The following is a 21,250-nucleotide window of genomic DNA, read 5'->3' as shown; positions in this document are numbered from 1 at the left end:
CATTTTGCTTTCAATCGAGGCCTGATTGACCCAGCCGCTTGCTGCGTCGGGTGTTCGAATTGCGAACTTCCGCGTCGGCCGCCCCCGCGACGCAAAAAACCGCACGCATCATCTCACAATGAATCCGGAAGTCTGCATTTTGGACCGGTTTTCGGCTCGATATTTAACATTCCGACACAGTGTTTCTGGCGGTGGAAACGCTCAATCGCCTTCCTCTATGTCATTGATTCTCATGAACTAAATGTGCATGGTCGGGATGTCGCATTTTGAGACCCGCAGGTGACGTTTCTGCGGTCGCAAATCTCATCTCAAAACCCCGGTGCTATCTTGAATTAACGATCTCAAAAAGAAGCCCGATGGCCCGAGGGAGTTGCCACATGCCATTCGTCAGAACTCATCCGGCGACCACCATCGCCACATCCGTCGTGTTCGCGCTGTGCGCGAACACGTTCGCTGCCGGCGACGCGCGCGCCCAGCTTGGCGGCACGATGCCCGCGTCCCAGGTCGCCGGCAACATGACACAGCGTGTGTTGCCGGGTACCGCGGTGCGGGTACGTTCGAGCGTCGATGCAGGTGGCACGACCATCAACGAGTACGCAACGGGCGACGGTTTGATCTTCGCCTACGCGTGGCAAGGCCCGACCATGCCGGACCTCACCCGCATGCTAGGCCGGTATGCAGAGCGGTATCGCGCGAAGGCAGCGGAACAGTTCGACGCGACGGGACATCTCCATGCATCGCGCGTCGAGCAAGCGGACGTCATCGTTGAATCGGGTGGACAGATGCGCAGTTATGTCGGTCGGGCGTGGCTGCCGGCGGCCCTCCCGGCCGACGTTTCGCTCGCCGATCTGCGCTGACGGGATTTCCATGAAAAACGTACTGATGGGTGCAGTTCGGTTTGCGCAGGGCACGATCGTTACGCTCGCCACACTGGTCACATTAGCGGGATGCGGTGGCGGCGGCGGTTCCAGCACGACGAACACGGCCGGCAATTCGCCCCAGTCAACACCCGCTTCGCCTGGCGCAACGGCCAGCGGCACGCCATTGGCCACCGCGCCCGCGCCCGTGAGCGCACCCGCCGCGACCGTGCCGCAATCGACGACCCCCAACGTTCAACCCGTGACCGTCACGTCAACGCCCACGCAGACCCGCAACATGCTCACGACGAGCGTGACGGTATGCGTGCCGGGCACGTCGAATTGCGTGGCGATCGACAACGTGCAGGTCGATACGGGTTCGCAGGGCCTGCGCGTACTCGCCTCACAATTGCCGGCGAGCCTCGAACTGCCAGCCGTGCCCGCCACACCGCCTGCGGGCACGGCAAACACGCTCAACGCAGAATGCAGCGTGTTCGGCACGGGCTTCACCTGGGGCGCCGTACGCACCGCTGATGTCCGCATGGCCAGCCAGCTCGCGCCCGGCATTGCGATCCAGGTGATCGGCGACCCTTCCGTCCCGACGGTGCCGCTTCAGGCTTGCCGATGATGACGCCCAGCGCGCTGCGCGTGAACGGCATCCTCGGCGTCGGCCTGTTTTCCGCCGATTGCGGCGGCGCCTGTATCACGTCAGCCTTGCCCCGCTGGTACTACGCGTGCGACCCGACGGGCTCGTGCACATCGACCAGTCAGCCCCTTGCTCAACAGGTGGCCAACCCCATCAGCCGGTTCGCGCTCGACAACAACGGCATCGTGATCGATCTGCCCGCCGTGGGTCCTAACGGCGCGGCGACGTTGAATGGATCGATGATCTTCGGCATCGGCACGCAGGCCAACAACACGCTCGGCAACGCGACTGTGCTGAAGGCCAACACGACAAGTGGCTATGTGACAACCTCTCTCAACGGACAACCGTATTCGCAAAGCTTTTTCGACAGCGGTTCGAACGGCCTGTTCTTCCCAAGCACGACGCTCGCGCGTTGCGGTTTCTGGTGGTGCCCCGCGTCGACACAATCGCTGATGGCGACGGTGACGGGCACCAACGGTGCAACGGCATCGCCGGCATTTTCGATTGCCAACGCGCAAACGCTGTTCGCCACCCAAAACTATGCGTTCAATAATCTTGGCGGCCCCTCGAACGCGTTCGACTGGGGGCTGCCGTTCTTCTTCGGACGGCGCGTCTACACCGCGATCGAATCGCGCCTGACTTCCGCTGGCAACGGGCCGTTCTACGCGTTCTGAACCTGCCGCTCATGCGCACTTGATGAACGGTCGTAACGCGACGTCTGGCACGGATGCAGAAGGAACGGGCACCCGCGCCAGCTCACCGGAGTCAGTTGCCGAGCACGATGCCGATACCCGCACGCACAATCGTGCTGACTGCCCGACGACGCTACGCCCGCATTGAGATTGATCGTCCCCTTCTCGTTCCAGCGCGACACGCCCAGCCCGAATGCCGCCTGGCCGCGATAGCCGGCGACACCGGCATTGAGCGTCGTGCGCCCGGGCAGATACGGCGTAACGATCTGCAAGGCGGAAGCGGACGCAATGCCCTTTCGCGTGCTTCGGTCGAGATCGTTGATCGACTGATATGTCTGATCGACAGCCGCATTCAACTGGTTCAGGTTGACGGCATCCGTGCCATGCGTGCCGGGCGCGACGTTGACGATCTGCCGCTCGCCGCCTGCCTGACCGACCGACACGGTATTCGCCCGATCCGCCACCGAGCCCGCGCCGAGCGCAACCGAACCGCTCGCAGAGGCCTGGCTGCCCGCGCCGAACGCCGAAGCGTTTGCGCCATTGACGACGGCCTGTGCGCCTACGGCCGTCGCTGCGGCAGCACGGGACTGCGCGCCGCCGCCGATCGCTGTAGCCTGATCGCCATTCGCGACCGCGGCTGCGCCTACCGCCGTAGCATGCGTTCCTGTCGCGGACGCGGCTTCCGTCGTGGCGTCTCCATTCGCGCTCACGAAGGGCGTGGACGCCGTCTGCACGTTGATGACCCGGTTCATCGCGTGGTTCAACTGACTGAGGTTGATGGCGTCGCCAGCAAGCACGCCATTGGCCAGATTGTGAATGACAGTGCCGCCCGCCACGCCTTGCCCGAGGGTCACGCTCGCATAGTCGACCTGGCCGCCCGCGTTGTCATAGACCACCGCGCTCGCGACATGGCCATTGCCGTCAACCAGTCCCGCCTGCTTCAACTGTGCGACGTTGACTGCGTCGGTGTCGGCCGTACCCGCGGCGACATGCGTGATCTGCCGCTCGTTACCCGCCGATCCCACCGACACCGAATTGGCGCGATCGGCCACCGCGTTCGAACCGAGTGCGACCGAATTCGAGAACGCGGCCTGCGCGCCGCCGCCGATCGCGACGGACTCCACGCCTGTTGCCAGCGAGTCGGCAAGTGTCGAATTGGCGTGGAAGTAATGCGGCTCGACGCCGTTGTTGATCACATTGCCGAGTGCGACGTTGAGGTCGTTGATCGCGCTGGTGTTGGTCGTGACCCGGGTATCGAGATTGCCGAGTGCATCGCCGACATTGCGAAACACGCTGCCGCCGACGCGGTAGGTCGGCGCCACGACCGTTCCATCAGGCGACACCGACGCGCCGCCGCCTAGCGCCGACGCGACACTTGCGCTCAGCCCATACAGTTGACTGCCGTTTATTGCGTCGTGGCTGGCAGCATCGACTGCGCCGTTGGCCACGTTGGCGAGCCGCACGGGCGCACTGGCTGTCACGCCGCCCAGCGTGACGGAGTCATGCGCGGACGAGTCATACGTCACGGCATCCGCCAAACCTGTCGACACCGCGTCCCGCAACTGACCGACGTTGACCGCATCCGTGTTGGCCGTGCCTGCCGCGACGTTGACGATCTGGCGTTGCAGCGTCGCATTGCCCACCGACACCGTGTTCGCGCGGTCGGCCTTCGCGTTCGCGCCCAACGCCACAGCGCCGTCTACGAGGACAAGGCTGTTCGATCCCAGCGCCAGGCTGTCTGCGGCGTTCGAGCTGGTGAAGGCGTTAAAGCCAAAGGCGAGCGAGCGCTGCCCCGTTGCGATTGAAAACGAACCGAGCCCGAGTGCATCGCTGCCGTCCGCCGTCGCCATATAGCCGATTGACACCGCCCGGTCCGCATTGAAACCAGTCGACGCGCCATAACCGATCACCGCCGAGTTCACGGCCAAGGCAGCCGACAGCGAGCCGATCGCAGTCGATCCCGTGCGCGCCGCGCCCGCCCCTGCTCCGACGGCCAGCGCATTGTCGCCCCACGCATTCGCGGACGGCCCGATGGCCATCGTGTTCAGGGTGTTCGCTGCCGTGGTGGGCGCGCCCGTCATTACGTTGTTGCTCACCGCGATGTAGTCGGTGACGGAAGCAGCACGCACCGCCTGCGGCGCCGCTGCCATCGTGCCCACACTGATCGCGACGGCCATCCCGACATGCCGGCGGCGGGCGAAACGCCGATTCGCGCGGCGACCCGGCGAAGAAGCCGGCTCAAGTCCAACACCTGTTCCACTTTGCAAATTGCTCATCCAAAACCTTGGTACGGGTAACCACCTTTCTCCCCAAAATGTGGCAACGTGCGGGGCGTAGCGCATTCGATTCGCATACCGAACCAATATGGCTACAGTACTCGAGAAACGATTGCACCTACGCATCCGCAAGGATGCCTCCTACGTACCGTCACTTCTTCGATGTCGGTTACGACAGGCAAATCCTACGGAGACGGTTCATCCGTCAATACAAGAAAACTCCCAAAGTCGGAATTCTTCGATCGGCGGAGCGACGCGCGTCGAGCGGCGAAGCAAGCCGCACGAAGCGAACCCGACGACAAGCAAAGGAAAGCGCGCGACGAAAGTGCGCGAATGGGCCGGACGAAAACCGGCGACAAGAAATTCGGGCTATGCGCCCTGGTGGCAATGAAACCGGGCCGCGCTACGAGCCGCCGCCCGCCAGCACCTGTTCGAGTGCCATTGAACGTGCGGCTTCCTCGGCTTCTTCAGGGGTATCGAACACGCTGCCCGACACATGGACCTGATGCCATTCGGGTTTGTCGGCGGCGTCGCGGAAGATGCGAAAGCGCGCGCAGTAGCCGCGCGGCGTGACGGGCACGACGTCGATATCGACGGATGCGCCTTCAATCTGATGTCTGACGAAGCCGTCCATGCTGCCCTCCTGACATCTGCATTGCACGCGGAAATCCTAGCATGGCGGGAGTGCGTGCATTGCAACATGGCGGAAACGCGGCCCAAACGTGGCGGCCGCAACGGTGCCGCCGAAGCGACACCGCCCGCATCACTCGTCGGAGTGCGTTCCGTCGTCCGGTGACGTGTCTTTCGCGAGGCGTGCCGGCGTCAGCCAGCGGAACGCGCTCTGCTGGCCGTTCGCGTCATACGTGCACTCGGCTGCGGCGGGCACCGCGGTGGTTGGGGGCTTGGACTTTGCGATCGCGGCCATCACGGGCGCGAGCAGCCCGGCTTCCAGGATGTTGGTGTTGGGCGGCTTCGCGACGGCGGCTTCCGAAGCCGTCTGCGGATGCTCGAGCGTGCCTTCGACGACCACGCGGCTGCCATGAATGCCCGAACCCGCGTGCGTCACCTTCAGCGTATCGCTGCCGGAAAGCTCGCTCGCCGACTGCCGCATCGCCTGCTCGCATGCGCTCGTGTTTTTGTACACGGCCGCGCAGCCCGCGGACAAAGCGGCGATAACCATGCAGCAGGCGATAACAGGAGTGCGGGTCTTCATCGATCTTCCATCATTCGGGGCGACGGCCATTGTAGCGTAGCTGTCCGCAGCCAGCATGAAGCGCGGGCGCCGGAAAGAAACAAGGGCGCTCGCAGGCGCCCTTGCAACGATGCACGACAGACAGCCGCTCAGTCTTCCCAGCTATCCGGCAGACTCTGCGTGAGCGTCGACACGAAGCTCGCGGTTTCCGGCTGCTTCGGCCGCGTGAAGATGTCGCGCGAATGGCCTTGCTCGACGATCGAGCCGTTGCTCAGAAACACGACATTGCGCGCGATCGAGGCCGCGAGCCGCAGGTCGTGCGTCGCCATCAGCATCGTCATGCCTTCTTTCGCGAGCTGGCGCAGCACTTCGACCACTTCGGCGGCAAGGCCTGGATCGAGCGCGGAAGTCGGCTCGTCGCACAGCAGCACTTCCGGCGACGGCGCAAGCGCCCGCGCAATCGCGACGCGCTGCTGCTGCCCGCCCGACAGCGTGACGGGCCACGCATCGGCCTTGTGCGCGATGCCGACCTTCTCCAGCAATTCGAGCGCGCGCGCCCGCGCGCGTTCGCGGTCCCACTTCTGCACGGTGAGGAGCCCTTCCATCACGTTCTCGATCACCGTGCGATGCGGGAACAGCTGAAAGTTCTGGAACACCATCCCTGTGCGGCGACGCATCGCGAGCACGGCTTCCTTCGACGGCTTCTCCGTGCGGCTAAACTGGATGCGCTGGTCGCCGAGTTCGAGCGAGCCGGCTTCGGGAATTTCGAGCAGATTCACGCAGCGCAGCAGCGTGCTTTTACCGCTGCCCGACGGGCCGATCAGCGCCGTCACGTTGCCTTGCGCGAGCGCGAGATCAACGCTGTTCAGCACGCGATGATCGCCGAAATACTTTTCGATTCTTTCGAGGCGGATCATCGTTCAGTTACCCGATGTGAAAAGCGCGTGACGGCCGAAACGGCGTTCGAGGCGCACCTGCGCGGACGACAGCACCGAACTGAACACCAGATAGATCAGCGCGGCTTCCGTATAGAGAATGAGCGGCTCGTAAGTCACCGACGCGATACGCTGCGCGGCCTGGAAAATTTCCGGCACGGTCAGCACGGCGGCCAGCGACGTGTCCTTCACGAGCGCGATAAACGAGTTCGACAGCGGCGGCAACGCGACGCGCGCCGCCTGCGGCAGGATCGCGCGGCGCAGCGCCTGGCCGCGCGTCATGCCCATCGAGTACGCGGCTTCCCACTGCCCTTTCGGGATCGACTCGATCACGCCGCGTATCACTTCCGAGTTATACGCGCCGACGTTCAGCGAGAAGCCGATGATGGCGGCCGTCAGCGGATCTAGCACGATCCCCACATTCGGCAAGCCATAGAAGATGACGAACAGCTGGACCAGCAGCGGCGAGCCACGAAACAGCCACACATAGAAGCGCACGATCGCCACCGACCAGCCCGGCCCGAACAGCCGGACCAGCGCCACGATGAACGCGAGCGCGATGCCGATCGCAAACGACACGAGGGTCAACGGCACGGTGAACACGAGGCCCGCATACAGCAGCGGCCACAGCGAGTCACCCATCAGGTGCAACCATGCAGGCATGATTCAGGCTCGCCCTTTTTACTTACTTGGAAACGTCTTTGCCGAAGTACTTCTCGGAGATCTTCGCGTACGTGCCGTCCGCCTTGATCTCTGCCAGCGCCTTGTTGATGGCGGCCTGCAGTTCAGGATTGCCCTTGCGGATCAGCACGGCCGAATGGTCCGAACTGTCCGACGAGGTATCGATGGCGGCGATCTTCACCTTCGCATCCGGCTTGTGCTTCTTGAAGTCGAGGAACGACAGCGAGTCGTTGACCGTCGCGTCGACGCGGCCCGACGTCAGCAGATCGATCGATTCGTTGAAGCCCTGCACGGGGATCACTTCCGCGCCGTGCGCGGCAGCGATCTTGCCGAAGTTGCTGGTCAGCGTGTTGGCCGACTTCTTGCCCTTCAGGTCGTCGAAGTTCTTGATCGTGGTGTTGTTCGAGGCCACGATCAGCGCGGCGTGCGACACGATGTACGGGTCCGAGAAGTCGTACTTCTGTTTGCGCGCGTCGGTGACGGCCACTTCGTTGATCACCGCGTCGTAGCGGTTCGCGTCGAGACCGGCGATCAGGCCGTCCCACTTGCCCTCGATGAACTCCGCTTTCACGCCCAGCTTCGCCGCGATCGCGCGGGCGATATCGACGTCGAAGCCCGTCAGCTGGTTCGACGCATCGTGGTACGTGAACGGTGCATAGGTGCCTTCCGTACCGACCTTGAAGGCGCCGGCGGACTTGATCTTCGCGAGGTCGTCAGCGGCGAATGCGGCCGTCGCCGTTGCGACTTGCAACAGGCCGATCAGCAGAAGGGATCGAATCGACTTCATAGAGTGTGCTCCGAGGTTCGTTTTGTCCGGTTTTGCGTGTTGTCTGCAGGAACACCCGTCCGGCAGCGTGGGCGGACTGTAGCAAACGGTCCTTATTTCCACAACGCATTTGAAGGCTTATTCATATGCCGATGCGGAATAAACCGGACCGATTTCTTGGGGTTGGGCAATGCGCAAGTATAGGGTGGCAGGCCAAACCCCTGCAGACTTTGGGGCGTTGCCAAGGCCAGCCTGTCGCCTGCAACGAGGCGCGAAAGCATACCCGAAAACGAAAACGGCCGCTCCCGCTGCAAAATTGCGGGGCGGCCGCGCGTGCTGCAACGGGACAAAGCGTATGCGCCAACGCCATTAGCGCTCGACGGGATGCGGCTCCTTCAGCTTGTTCGCGACCCGCACGGCGTCGTAATAGGCGGCGTTCGGCGGACGCTTGAGATACTGCCCCGCGCCACGTTGCGCGCGCAGATCGCCATCGGCCCACGCATGCGCACCGCGCGTGAACGTATGCATCGCGACGCCCTGCACCGTCATCCCTTCGAACACGTTGAAGTCGACCTTCTGATGATGCGTCTTCACCGAGATCGTCTTCGTCGCGGTCGGGTCCCAGATGACGAGATCGGCATCCGCGCCGACCTGCACCGCGCCCTTGCGCGGATACAGGTTGAAGATCTGTGCGGCGTTCGCCGACGTGATCCGCACGAACTCGTTTGGCGTGATGCGCCCTTTGTTCACACCCTCATGCCATAACACCGACATCCGGTCTTCGACACCGCCGCAGCCGTTCGGAATCTTCGTGAAGTCCTCGCGGCCCATCGCCTTCTGCGACGCGCAGAATACGCAGTGGTCGGTGGCCGTGGTGTGCAACTGGCCCGATTGCAGCCCGCGCCATAAAGCCTCGCGATGCTCGCTGGTGCGGAACGGCGGGCTCATCACGTGCGCGGCGGCGCGCGTCCAGTCGGGATCGCGATACACCGATTCATCGATGACCAGATGCCCCGGCAGCACTTCGCCGAACACGCGTTGCCCTTCGTTGCGTGCGCGCGAAATCGCTTCGACGGCTTCCTTCGACGATACGTGCACGATGTACACGGGCACGCCGAGCACCTGCGCAATGCGGATCGCGCGATTCGCAGCCTCGCCTTCCACTTCGGGTGGACGCGAGAGCGGATGCGCCTCCGGTCCCTTGAAGCCCTTCGCGAGCAGTTGTTTCTGCAACTGGAATACGAGTTCGCCGTTCTCTGCGTGCACGGTCGGCAGCGCACCGAGTTCGAGCGAACGCGAGAAGCTGTTCACGAGCACTTCGTCGTCGGCCATGATCGCGTTCTTGTAGGCCATGAAGTGCTTGAAGCTCGATACGCCATGCTCGTGCACGAGCGTGCCCATGTCGCGATACACGGAATCGTCCCACCATGTCACCGCCACATGAAAGCCGTAATCGGCGGATGCCTTCTCGGCCCAGCCGCGCCACTCCTTGAACGCGTCCATCAGCGGCTGCTTCGGGCTCGGGATCACGAAGTCGATGATGCTCGTCGTGCCGCCCGACAAGCCCGCCGCCGTGCCCGTATAGAAGTCGTCGCTGGCCGTCGTGCCCATGAAGGGCAGTTCCATATGCGTGTGCGGATCGATGCCGCCCGGCATTACGTACTGGTCGTGCGCATCGACGATGTTCACGCCCGCGGGCGGATCGATCGTGCGTTCGATCTGCAGGATCGTGCCGCCGTCCTGCGGGTCCGCGATCAGCACATCGGCTCTGTGCGTGCGGTCCGAATCGATTACTGTCCCGCCGCGAATCAGGGTTGTCATCGGGTGCCTCCTCTATTAATTCATCAGAACCGCGCTTCTCATGCGCTCGCCATGCTCGCGCCGGGACTGCGGCGCATCTTCATCCACGTGCCGTACACGATGGATGCGAGCGCCAGTCCCACGAACCACGCATACGTGTAGAGCGTATTGAAGAACGCGGGCACATTCGGAAACGATGCGGGAAACGCGGTATGCAAAAAGCCCGGCAGATTCGGCAGCACGCCGATCACCAGCGCCACGACAGCGGCGATGTTCCAACCGCCCGTGTAACTGTATTCGCCGTTCTCGTCGAACAGTTCGCGTTGATCGAGCCGCGTGCCGCGAATGAAGAAGTAATCGACCATCAGAATGCCCGCGACGGGCCCGAGCAATGCCGAATAACCGACGAGCCACGTGAAGATGTAGCCCTGCGTGGTCGCGAGAATCTTCCACGGCATCATCACGATCGCGATAGTCGCGGTAATCATCCCACCCGCGCGATACGAAATACCCTTTGGCCACAGGCTCGAAAAGTCGTACGCCGGGCCGACCAGATTCGCCGCGAGATTGCAGCACATCGTATCGAGCGTGAGGATGATGAGCGCAACACCAACTCCGATGCCCGTCATGCGGCTGGTCAGATCGATCGGGTCCCAGATCGCCTTGCCGTAAATCACGACTGTCGCCGACGTGACGACCACCGAGATCACCGACAGCAACGCCATCGGCACGGGCAGCCCAATCGACTGCCCGACGATCTGATCACGCTGCGTCTTCGCAAAGCGCGTGAAGTCGGGGATGTTGAGCGCAAGCGTCGCCCAGAAACCGACCATCGCCGTGAGGCCCGGCCAGAACGTGACCCAGAACAGCCCTTCTTTCTTGCCGCCCGGCGCGAATTGCGAAGGCGCGGACAGCATCGAGCCGACACCGCCCGCTTTCGACGTCGCCCACCACACCAGCGCGATGCACATCACGACCTTGATCGGCGCCGACCAGCTTTCGAGCCAGCGAATTGAATCGGTGCCATGCACGATGAAGTAGATCTGCAACGCCCAGAACGCGAGGAAGCACGCGAGCTGCGCAATTGAAATGTCGAGGAATGGCAGCGCCGCGCCGTGCAGCGCGTTGCCCGTCAGGATGTTGAGCAGCGTATAGATCGCGCTGCCGCCGAGCCACGTCTGGATGCCGTACCAGCCGCACGCGACGATCGCGCGCAGCATCGCGGGCAGTTTCGCGCCCTGCGTGCCGAACGACGATCGCACCAGCACCGCATACGGAATGCCGTGCTTCGCGCCCGCATGTCCGATCAGCAGCATCGGCACCAGTACGATCAGGTTGCCGAGCAATACCGTCAGCACAGCCTGCCACGGCGACATGCCCTCTTCCGTCAAACCGGCCGCGAGCATGTACGACGCGATGTTCATCACCATGCCGACCCAAAGCGCGGCGAAGTGATACCACTTCCACGTGCGCTGCGCGGGCCCCGTCGGCGCGAGGTCTTCGTTGTATAGACTGCTGCCGGCGTGAGTCGTATCGACGGATTGCGCTGTCTGCTTCATCGATGGATCTCCACTTGATCGCTCGTTGATTGTTGAAGTTCAGGCCGCTTTTACCGCGTGTTCCTGTGCGTGCGTTGTTTCAGCTGCGTCCGCAACGACTCGCGCAGGATTGTTCGGATGCGTGGTCCAGTTCGCGTACTCGCCGCTATCGACACGCTCCATCGTGATGCATTGCTCGACGGGACACACATGCATGCAAAGATTGCACCCGACGCATTCCGCATCGACCACTTCGAAATGACGCTTGCCGTCCTTCTCGCGCGTAATCGCCTGATGCGAGGTGTCTTCGCAGGCGATGTGACAGAGGCCGCACTGGATGCACTTGTCCTGATCGATGCGGGCCTTGATGTCGTACTTCATGTTCAGATACTTCCAGTCCGTGACGTTCGGCACCGCGCGGCCGCGAATGTCGTCGAGCTTCGCGTAGCCTTTTTCGTCCATCCAGTTCGACAGGCCGTCCGCGAGATCGGAGACGATGCGAAAGCCGTAGTGCATGGCGGCCGTACAGACCTGCACGCTGCCCGCGCCGAGCACCATGAATTCCGCCGCGTCGCGCCACGACGAAATACCGCCGATGCCAGAGATCGGCAGGCCCGGCGTTTCAGGGTCGCGCGCTATTTCGGCGACCATGTTCAACGCGATCGGCTTCACGGCCGGGCCGCAGTAGCCGCCATGCGTGCCCTTGCCGTCGACGGTCGGCATCGGCGCCATCTGGTCGAGATCGACGGCGACGATCGAGTTGATCGTGTTGATCAGCGACACGCCGTCCGCGCCGCCCTTGTAGGCCGCGCGCGATCCCATGCGGATGTCGCTGATGTTCGGCGTGAGCTTCACAAGGCACGGCAGCTTCGTGCCTTCCTTCACCCAGCGCGTGACCATCTCGATGTACTCGGGCACCTGGCCGACAGCGGAGCCCATGCCGCGCTCGCTCATTCCGTGCGGACAGCCAAAGTTGAGTTCGACGGCATCGGCGCCCGTGTCTTCGACGAGCGGGAGAATCCATTTCCAGTCGCGCTCGTTGCACGGCACCATCAGCGAGACGATCATCGCGCGGTCGGGCCAGTCGCGCTTGACCTCTTTGATCTCGCGCAGATTGACGTCGAGCGGCCGGTCGGTGATCAGCTCGATGTTGTTCAGGCCCGCGATGCGCTGGCCGTTCCATTGAACCGCGCCGTAGCGCGAGCTGACGTTGACCACGTGCGGGTCGAGGCCGAGCGTCTTCCATACGACGCCACCCCAGCCCGCTTCGAACGCGCGGTTCACGTTGTAGGCTTTGTCGGTCGGCGGTGCGGACGCGAGCCAGAAAGGATTCGGCGAAGTAATGCCGGCAATCGTGCAGCGAAGATCAGCCATGTTCGGCTCCGTGGGGATTCGGTTTTGTCGTGTTCGCGTGATGCGTGCTTGCGTTTCGCTTCAGGCCGCCTTGACGGCGGCGAGCGCGAACGCAGCGTCGATCGATGCCGCCGCGAGCTTGCCGTCCTGCACCGCCTGCACGGTCAGATCGACGCCGCCCGAGGCCGCGCAATCGCCGCCCGCCCATACCTTGTCGAGCGACGTGCGCATGTCTTCATCGACCGCGATGCGGCTTTGATCGAGCGTCAACAGTTCGTGATCGAGGCCGACGCTCACGAGCGTCTGACCGATTGCCTTGAGCACCATGTCCGCTTCGAGCGTGAAGCGCTCGGCGCTGCCGTCGCTCCCGGTGCGTTCGAATTCAACGCCCGTCACATTTCCGTCGCTGCCGATCAATCGCACGGGCTTCGCATGCGTGATGAGCGTCACGCCCTGCGTCTGCGCGAAATCGCGCTCCGCCCATGTCGCGCTCATCGACTCGACGCCGCGCCGGTACACCATCGTCACGCTCGTCGCGCCGAGCTTGCGGCTTTGCACGGCGGCATCGACGGCCGTATTGCCGCCGCCGATCACGATCACCCGGCGGCCTACAGGCACCGTCGCGAGATCGTTCGCCGAACGCACCTGTTCGATGAAATCGACGGCGTTCATCACGCCGTTCAGTGCTTCGCCTTCGAGTGCGAGCGCGCGCACACCGGTAAGGCCGATCGAGAGAAACACGGCGTCGTGTTGTTGACGCAGCGAATCGAGCGATACGTCACTGCCCAGCTTCATGCCCGTCTTCAATTCGATGCCGCCTACCGACAACAACCACTGCACTTCACGCTGCGCGAAGTCATCGACCGTTTTATATGCGGCGATGCCGTATTCGTTGAGGCCGCCGCCCTTGTCGTGTGCGTCATAGATCGTCACGCGATGACCCGCCACAGCAAGTCGATGCGCGCATGCAAGACCCGCCGGGCCTGCGCCGACGACGGCCACATGCCGCCCGCTATCCGGCGCGCGCGTGAACTTCACGGCATCGCGCGCCATCGCCCAATCGGTTGCATGACGCTGCAATGCGCCAATCGCGACGGGCTTCGCATCCTGATGATTGCGCACGCATGCGCCTTCGCAGAGGATCTCGGTTGGACACACGCGCGAGCACATGCCGCCCAACGGATTCGCCGAAAGAATATCGGTCGCGGCGCCCTTCAGATTGCCGTTGCCGATCTTGCGGATAAAGCTCGGGATATCGATTTGCGTCGGACACGCCTGCACACACGGTGCGTCGTAGCAGTAGTGACAGCGGCTCGCGGCCGCGGCGGCGGCGGTGGGATCGAGCAGCGGCGCAATGTCGGCGAATTCGCATGAAAGCTGTTCGGACGACAAGCGCTGCGCCGCGATGTCGCCCGTTTGCTTGATGGCCATACGCGTTCCTTGGTCAAAGTGAGGACGTAGCCGTGCCTGCCGGCTTCGCTTGAACGAAGCCGGGACGGCGTGTTTTATGGGTGCAGCGTTACAGCGTGATCAGACTCTTACGATGCCGGTTCGCATGCGCGCTCCAGCATCGCGTGCAGCAACACATTCGCGCCCGCCTCGATCCATTCGGGCGTCGCGTCTTCGATTTCGTTGTGACTGATGCCGTCCACGCACGGCACGAACACCATCGATGTCGGCGCCACCTGCGACAGATAGCACGCATCGTGGCCCGCGCCCGACACCATGTCGCGATGCGGATAGCCGAAACGCTCGGCGGCGGCGCGCACGGACTTCACGCAGGCCGCGTCGAACTTGACGGGCTCGTAGTAAAAGATCTGTTCGAGCTGTGTTTCGAGGCCGATGCCGCCCGCGATTTTCGCGACGCCTTCGCGTAGCGCGGCGTCCATCTTCGCGAGCACGGCGTCGTCGGGATGGCGGAAATCGACGGTGAAAAACACGCGGCCGGGAATCACGTTGCGCGAGTTCGGATGCACCTGCATCATGCCGACCGTCGCGCACGCGAGCGGCGCGTGATCGAGACCGATGCGGTTGACGAGATCGACCACACGCGCCGCGCCCAGCAACGCATCCTTGCGACGCGGCATCGGCGTCGGGCCCGCGTGCGCTTCCTGGCCCGTCAGCGTGATTTCGTACCAGCGTTGGCCTTGCGCATCGGTGACGACGCCAATCGTTTTTTGCTCGGCCTCGAGTATCGGCCCCTGTTCGATGTGCAATTCGAACGCCGCATGGAGCGGGCGGCCGCCGCACGGCACGTCGCCCGCATAGCCGATGCGTTTGAGTTCTTCACCGATCGTCTTGCCGTCGACGTCCTTGCGCGACAAGCCATAGTCGAGCGTGAAGACGCCTGCGAACACGCCCGACGCCACCATCGCGGGCGCGAAGCGCGAGCCTTCTTCGTTGGTCCAGATCACGACTTCGATCGGATGCTCGGTTTCGATGCCGCGATCGTTGAGGCTGCGAATCACTTCAAGCCCGCCGAGCACGCCGTAGATGCCGTCGAAGCGGCCGCCTGTCGGTTGCGAGTCCGCGTGCGAGCCCGTCATCACGGGCAGCGCATTCGGGTTCACGCCCGCGCGCCGCATGAACACGTTGCCCATCTGATCGACGCTGACCGTGCAGCCCGCTTCCTTCGCCCAGCTGACGATCAGGTCTCGCCCCTCCTTGTCGAGATCGGTCAGCGCGAGGCGGCATACACCGCCCTTCTGCGTCGCGCCGATCTTCGCCATCGTCATCAGGCTGTCCCACAGACGTTTCCCGTTGACGGTGATCGACGTATCGAGTCCTTGCTTCAACGCTTCGGATACCGCATTCATTCGTTGCTCCTCTGGATCAACACGCTTTGCAGTTCAACCGCGAGCGGCTTTGCGTCCTCTCGCGACGAAGTGAAACTGGTGCATCGGCGGCGCGTTCGAATTCGCTTTTGGGGCATGGCTGCACAGTCGGCGTGCACGCTTCCCAAGCCTTCGAACTAGCGGTAAACCCTGACCATCCGCCGCTCTGCGAATCCTGTCCGATTGGACAGGTTGTAGCCGATTAAAAACATCAAATCAATGTCTTTCGTGCGGACAGGAACAGATGATCACGAGAGCGAGAACCATGCCATTGCAACGCAGCATGACTTTCTGCACGCGTAATGAAACGGCGAATGCGTTGATGTCGATCGCGGCACGAGCGGCTAGAATAAAGCGCGACGCGGCACAAAGGCTAACGATGAAACACGACGACACAATAGTGAGCGAGACCGGCAACGACGAAGCGCCCGTACCTTTGCGGCGGCGCAAGGCTCACATTCGTGAGAGCAATGAAGCGCATCTGCTGGCGTGTGCGGAAGCCGTTTTTGCGGAGCGCGGCTTCGAAGGCGCGAGCACGGCGATGATCGCGGAGCGCGCAGGCTTACCGAAAGCCAACGTCCATTACTACTTCCCGACCAAGCTCGCGCTCTACCGGCGCGTGCTCGAAGACCTGTTCGAAGACTGGCATCGGGCGGCGAATACGTTCGAAGGCAGCGACGATCCTGTCGAAGCGATCGGTGGTTACGTGCGCGCGAAGATGGAGTTGTCGCGGCGGCGGCCGCTCGGCTCGAAGGTTTGGGCGAACGAGATCATTCACGGCGCGGACCACATGCTCGACATTCTCGAGCAGCGCGTGAAGCCGTGGCTCGATACGCGCGTGACTGTCATCGACGACTGGATTGCGCGCGGCCTGCTTGCCGACGTGGATGCGCAAACGCTGATGTACATGATCTGGGCCACGACGCAGCACTACGCGGATTTCGACGCGCAGATACGCGCGCTAAGCGGAAAGCGCGCGTTCTCGCAAAAGGCCTTCGATGCAACCACGGAACAGGTCGTGCAACTCGTGATTCGCGCGTGCGGGGCGCGGTCTCCATTGGCAAAGACCTGACACCTGCGCGCGTTCAGTATGTTTCCAGATGCAGGCGCCCTTCGCGCTTGAGCCGCTGCCACAGCACGTCCCATTCGAGGCCATGCTGATCGGCGATGTCCTTCAGCGACTGCAACACGCCATCTTCCATCCCTTTCAGCCCGCACACGTAGATGTGGGTGTTGTCGTCGCGCAGCAATTGCGCGACGTCGACAGCACGCTCGCGCATTGCGTCCTGCACGTAGCGCTTCGGCTCGCCCGGCGTGCGTGAAAACGCGAGGTTCGTGTCGATGAAGTCTTTCGGCAGATTCGTCAACGGTCCGAAGTAAGGCAACTCTTCTTTCGTGCGTGCGCCGAAGAACAGCATCAGCTTGCCCGTTGCGCCCTTCAGCCTGCGCCTGCGCCGGTACTCGGTCATCGCGCGCATCGGTGCGGAACCCGTGCCCGTGCAGATCATCAGCAAATGCGAATTCGGATGGTTCGGCATCAGGAACGTGCTGCCGAATGGACCTATCACGTTGACCACGTCGCCCTTCTTCAGGTCGCACAGGTAGTTCGAGCACACGCCGTTCGTCGCGTCGCCCTGATAGTCCTCGGTGACACGCTTGACGGTCAGCGAGACATTGTTGTAGCCGGGCCGCTCGCCGTCGCGCGGACTGGCAATCGAATACTGGCGCGCATGGTGCGCGCGTCCATCCGCGGCGCTGCCCGGCGGCAGAATGCCGATCGACTGCCCTTCTAGCACAGGGAACGGCATCGAACCAAAATCGAGCACGATGTGATGGATATCGCTTTGCGTCTTCTCGTCCGTCAGCCGATAGTTGCCGACGACAGTGGCCGTCGTCGGGTTCTTATGCGTATAGAGATTCACATACGGACGCGCGGCGGACCACGGCGGCACTACAGCGCCGCGCACCGTATCGACGTCGATGCCTTGCGCTTCGTCGGTACTGTCGCCGCTCGCGGCGTTTTCTTGCGCCGGTGTCTCAGTTGATGATGGCAATGCCATCGTGCCCTGCTCCGGCAACACGTCCCACGTGTACTGCTCGTCGATGCTATACGCGTCTGCCTTGAGCACCGAGCGCCAGTTGTCGATCGCACCCGTCGGACACGGCGGCACGCACGCCATGCAGCCGTTGCACACGTCCGGCATCACGACGTAGTTCGTGCCATCGTGCGTGATCGCATCGATTGGACAGGTCTCTTCGCATGTGTTGCAGCGAATGCAGATCTCCGGATCGATCAGATGCTGCTTGAGAATTTCGACCGGTACGGGCGCGTTCATGATGGTTCTGCCTTTTGCTTTGCTTTACGTTGCGTTCAGTTGAAGCGCACGTATTCGAAATCGACGGGCTGGCGGTTGATGCCCATCGCGGGCGGCGCGATCCAGTTTGCAAACTTGCCGGGCTCGACGACGCGCCCCATCAGCGATGCGACGAACGCGCGATCCTCCGCGGTCGGCAGCCATTTCGCTTCGTTCGCCGCCCATTCGGTCTCGCTGATCACGCGGCCATCGGGCGACAGGCGCGTGCCCGCAAAGGTGCCGATCTGCCGGTTGAACGCTTTGTGCGGCACAGTCAGGCGAAAATCGATGCCGGCCTTTTCAAGCACCTTGTTCCAGCGTCCGACACCCGCGACGGAATCCTTGATGTAGTCGTCACGCAGCACTTCGTTCATGGCATTGAGCATCGGCACTTCGCGCTCGACCAGTTTGCCATCTGCGACATCGAGCAGCTTGTAGCTCTGGCCGTTCAGCTGATGATCGTCGTCGCGCTTCGTTTCCTCGTAGCGGCCCTTGAGTCCCGAGCTATAGAACGTCGCCGCATTCGACGAATGATCCGCGCCGAACAGGTCGATCGTCACCGAGTAGTGGAAGTTCAGATAGCGCTGGATGGTGGGCAGATCGATCACGCCCGCTGCGCGAATCCGGCTCGCATCATCCGTCTTCAATTCATTCATCACCTGCGCCGTGCGCTGCACGACACGCGACACGCCCGATTCGCCGACGAACATGTGGTGCGCTTCTTCCGTCAGCATGAACTTCGTGGTGCGCGCGAGCGGATCGAAACCGGATTCGGAGAGCGCGCTCAACTGGAATTTGCCGTCTCGATCCGTGAAGTACGTGAACATGTAGAACGCGAGCCAGTCGGGCGTTTTCTCGTTGAACGCGCCGAGAATGCGCGGGTTGTCGTCGTCGCCCGAGCGGCGGCCGAGCAGCGCTTCCGCTTCCTCGCGCCCGTCGCGGCCGAAATGACGATGCAGCAGATACACCATCGCCCACAAGTGACGGCCTTCCTCGACATTCACCTGAAACAGGTTGCGCAGGTCGTACATCGACGGCGCCGTGAGACCGAGGTGACGCTGCTGCTCGACGGAAGCGGGCTCCGTATCGCCTTGTGTGACGATGATGCGGCGCAGGTTCGCGCGATGCTCGCCCGGCACGTCCTGCCACGCCGCTTCGCCCTTGTGCTCGCCGAAGTTGATCTTGCGATCCTGATCGCCGGGCGCGAGGAAAATGCCCCAGCGGTAGTCGGGCATCTTCACATAGTCGAAATGCGCCCAGCCGCCCGGATCGACGCTGGTCGCCGTGCGCAGATAGACGTCGAAATCATGCGAGCCGTCGGGGCCCATGTCGCCCCACCATGACAGGAAGTTCGGCTGCCATTGTTCGAGCGCGCGTTGCAGCGCCCGGTCGTCGGCGAGGTTGACGTTGTTCGGGATCTTGTCGGTGTAGTTGATCGTGGACATGTCGGTTCCTTGAGCGCGGTGCATCCGGTCTGCGAGAGGGTTCGTATCGGCGCGAAGTTGTTGTGCGAGGTTGTTGTGTAAACGTTGGCGCGGCCTTACACGCGCGATACGTCGAATTGCGCCTTGCTGCCCTTGCCGTACACCTTGAGCGCGCCCTTCTCGCCCACCGCGTTCGGCCGGTTGAAAATCCAGTTCTGCCACGCCGTCAGACGGCCGAAGATGCGCGTCTCCATCGTCTCGCGGCCGTTGAAACGCAGATTAGCTTCCATGCCCGTCAGCGCATCCGGCGACATCGCCGCGCGTTCTTCGAGCGCGATGCGGATTTCGTCGGCCCAGTCAATGTCATCCGGCGACGCCGTGACGAGGCCCAGGCGCTCGGATTCCACTGCTTTCACGGGCTGGCCGATCTTCGCGCGCACGGCATCGAGCGGTTCGGTCTCTTCGTAGAAGCGCCGCGCAAGCCGCGACTGATGCGTGACCATCGGATACAGACCGAAGTTGACTTCCGACAGCGTGATCGCCGGTTCTTCATCTTCGTTCGCGGGCAGCGCGGCCATGTAGGTGCGGTCGGCGGCGAACGCGAACTCGGCGAACGTGCCCGCAAAACACGAACCCGGCTCGATCAGCGCGAACAGCGAACGCGACGACACGTCGATGCGCGCGAGCGTGCGGCGCAACAGGCCGATCGTTTCGCGCACCAGCCAGTGGTCCTTATGCTGTAGCAGCGTCGCGTCGACGGCGAGCACCGCGCGCGCGTCGCCTTCCGTCTTCAGGATCCATGTGCCGATATCGAGTTCGTTCGTGCGCATCGACAGGATCGCGTCGTCGAGTTCGCGCGCGAACTGCAGCGGCCACCAGTTCGCGCCCTTCGCGACGATGGCGTCGATATCCGTCGGCTGTTCGGTCGTGGGCGCTTTGGCCGTGAAAGTGGCCGTGCGTTTCGCCCGGTCGATGGTCACGTCGAGCGTCGCATACGTGAGGCCGTCATCGCGATCCGTGCGTTCGATGCGCGTCAGTGCCACGCCTTGCGCGTCCGCTGGACGATCGCTTTGCTGCGCGAGTTCCAACGCACGCGCAGCAATCGCCTGCTCGAACTGGTTCGGCTTCACGACTTCATCGACGAGCCGCCACTCTTTCGCGCGCGCCCCACGAATGCCTTCGACCACGGTGCAGAAAATGTCGGCGCGATCGTGCCGCACCTTGCGTTTGTCGGTGACGCGCGTAAGGCCGCCCGTTCCCGGCAGCACGCCGAGCAGCGGCACTTCCGGCAGCGCCACCGATGACGAGCGGTCGTCGATCAGATAGATCTCATCGCACGCGAGTGCCAGTTCATATCCGCCGCCTGCACATGCACCGTTGACGGCTGCAAGAAACTTCAGGCCCGAATGACGCGACGAGTCCTCGACGCCGTTGCGGGTTTCGTTGGTGAACTTGCAGAAGTTGACCTTCCATGCATGCGACGACAGCCCGAGCATGAAGATGTTTGCACCCGAGCAGAACACGCGGTCCTTCAGGCTCGTGAGGACGACCGTCCGTACTTCTGGATGCTCGAAGCGGACGCGCTGGAGTGCATCGTGCAGTTCGATATCGACGCCCAGGTCGTATGAATTCAGCTTCAGCTTGTAGCCGTCGCGGATGCCACCGTCTTCGGCGATGTCGATACCGAGCGTGGCCACCGGACCATTGAACGAGAGCTTCCAGTGCTTGTACTGCGAGGGATCGGTGCGGTAGTCGACGCGCACGGAGGCGGTCTCTGCCGGGAACACGGCTGCGGACATGGGGCGTCTCCTGAGACGGATGCAGATTGTTTGAAAGAACAATAGTGCACTGTCACAGCCATGTAAAGCACTTTACTTCATGTTTTCGGGTTATCCCCTACCA

The 21,250-nt window shown here is 62.8% G+C and carries 16 protein-coding genes and 1 pseudogene; 3 read left to right on the top strand and 14 right to left on the bottom strand.

What is annotated here, in order from left to right; translation table 11 throughout:
- Positions 1-377 precede the first annotated feature (377 nt).
- Positions 378-857, top strand: a complete 480-nt coding sequence (locus H1204_RS06310; RefSeq protein ID WP_180730431.1) for a DUF2844 domain-containing protein — start codon at positions 378-380, stop codon at positions 855-857.
- 10 nt (positions 858-867) lie between these two features.
- A pseudogene (locus tag H1204_RS06305) lies at positions 868-2,177 on the top strand (DUF3443 domain-containing protein).
- On the opposite strand, the gene H1204_RS06300 reads toward H1204_RS06305, so the two are convergent.
- The 11 genes from H1204_RS06300 to H1204_RS06250 form a co-directional block, all read right to left on the bottom strand.
- A complete protein-coding gene (locus tag H1204_RS06300; RefSeq protein ID WP_243468563.1) occupies positions 2,165-4,372 on the bottom strand; it encodes a YadA-like family protein in 2,208 nt (735 codons plus the stop codon). The pseudogene H1204_RS06305 and the gene H1204_RS06300 sit on opposite strands and share 13 nt — an antisense overlap.
- Before the next feature lie 502 nt (positions 4,373-4,874).
- Complete coding sequence (locus tag H1204_RS06295) at positions 4,875-5,105, bottom strand: hypothetical protein (protein WP_007585520.1); 231 nt, start codon at positions 5,103-5,105, stop codon at positions 4,875-4,877.
- 129 nt (positions 5,106-5,234) lie between these two features.
- On the bottom strand, positions 5,235-5,684 hold the full coding sequence (locus H1204_RS06290) for a hypothetical protein (protein ID WP_180730430.1): 450 nt from the start codon (positions 5,682-5,684) through the stop codon (positions 5,235-5,237).
- Between the two features lie 128 nt (positions 5,685-5,812).
- The gene (locus H1204_RS06285) at positions 5,813-6,580 is read right to left on the bottom strand and encodes an amino acid ABC transporter ATP-binding protein (RefSeq protein WP_180730429.1); all 768 of its coding nucleotides are present in this window, start codon (positions 6,578-6,580) and stop codon (positions 5,813-5,815) included.
- Positions 6,581-6,583: 3 nt separating this feature from the next.
- Positions 6,584-7,261 carry an ABC transporter permease subunit gene (locus H1204_RS06280; RefSeq protein ID WP_180730428.1) on the bottom strand — a complete coding sequence of 226 codons (678 nt, stop codon included), beginning with the start codon at positions 7,259-7,261 and terminating at the stop codon, positions 6,584-6,586.
- 22 nt (positions 7,262-7,283) lie between these two features.
- On the bottom strand, positions 7,284-8,066 hold the full coding sequence (locus tag H1204_RS06275) for an amino acid ABC transporter substrate-binding protein (protein WP_180730427.1): 783 nt from the start codon (positions 8,064-8,066) through the stop codon (positions 7,284-7,286).
- Positions 8,067-8,414: 348 nt separating this feature from the next.
- Complete coding sequence (gene hydA, locus H1204_RS06270; protein ID WP_180730426.1) at positions 8,415-9,866, bottom strand: dihydropyrimidinase; 1,452 nt, start codon at positions 9,864-9,866, stop codon at positions 8,415-8,417.
- Positions 9,867-9,904: 38 nt separating this feature from the next.
- The gene (locus H1204_RS06265) at positions 9,905-11,404 is read right to left on the bottom strand and encodes an NCS1 family nucleobase:cation symporter-1 (RefSeq protein ID WP_180730425.1); all 1,500 of its coding nucleotides are present in this window, start codon (positions 11,402-11,404) and stop codon (positions 9,905-9,907) included.
- Positions 11,405-11,443: 39 nt separating this feature from the next.
- The gene (gene preA / locus H1204_RS06260; protein WP_180730424.1) at positions 11,444-12,757 is read right to left on the bottom strand and encodes an NAD-dependent dihydropyrimidine dehydrogenase subunit PreA; all 1,314 of its coding nucleotides are present in this window, start codon (positions 12,755-12,757) and stop codon (positions 11,444-11,446) included.
- A gap of 60 nt (positions 12,758-12,817) precedes the next feature.
- Positions 12,818-14,167: an NAD(P)-dependent oxidoreductase gene (locus H1204_RS06255; protein WP_180730423.1), complete on the bottom strand. Its 1,350-nt coding sequence runs from the start codon at positions 14,165-14,167 to the stop codon at positions 12,818-12,820.
- A 107-nt stretch (positions 14,168-14,274) separates the two neighbouring features.
- Positions 14,275-15,552 carry a Zn-dependent hydrolase gene (locus tag H1204_RS06250; protein WP_042311320.1) on the bottom strand — a complete coding sequence of 426 codons (1,278 nt, stop codon included), beginning with the start codon at positions 15,550-15,552 and terminating at the stop codon, positions 14,275-14,277.
- A 397-nt stretch (positions 15,553-15,949) separates the two neighbouring features.
- Here H1204_RS06250 and H1204_RS06245 point away from each other — a divergent pair, with 397 nt between their 5' ends.
- Entirely contained in the window at positions 15,950-16,642 is a 693-nt protein-coding gene (locus H1204_RS06245) for a TetR/AcrR family transcriptional regulator (RefSeq protein ID WP_180730422.1), read from the top strand.
- Positions 16,643-16,655: 13 nt separating this feature from the next.
- On the opposite strand, the gene boxA is transcribed toward H1204_RS06245, so the two are convergent.
- The 3 genes from boxA to boxC form a co-directional block, all read right to left on the bottom strand.
- A complete protein-coding gene (gene boxA, locus H1204_RS06240; protein WP_180730421.1) occupies positions 16,656-17,906 on the bottom strand; it encodes a benzoyl-CoA 2,3-epoxidase subunit BoxA in 1,251 nt (416 codons plus the stop codon).
- Positions 17,907-17,941: 35 nt separating this feature from the next.
- Positions 17,942-19,369, bottom strand: coding sequence for a benzoyl-CoA 2,3-epoxidase subunit BoxB (boxB, locus tag H1204_RS06235; protein ID WP_180730420.1), 1,428 nt, complete (start codon positions 19,367-19,369; stop codon positions 17,942-17,944).
- 95 nt (positions 19,370-19,464) lie between these two features.
- Positions 19,465-21,147 (bottom strand): 2,3-epoxybenzoyl-CoA dihydrolase, encoded by a 1,683-nt coding sequence (gene boxC, locus H1204_RS06230; protein ID WP_180730419.1) that lies wholly within the window; start codon positions 21,145-21,147, stop codon positions 19,465-19,467.
- Between the last annotated feature and the right edge of the window lie 103 nt (positions 21,148-21,250).

The sequence above is a fragment of the Paraburkholderia sp. PGU19 genome, from assembly GCF_013426915.1.
Lineage (GTDB): Bacteria > Pseudomonadota > Gammaproteobacteria > Burkholderiales > Burkholderiaceae > Paraburkholderia.
Note: the sequence above shows the minus strand (reverse complement) of the source record. Positions and strands in the feature narration are given on the sequence as shown.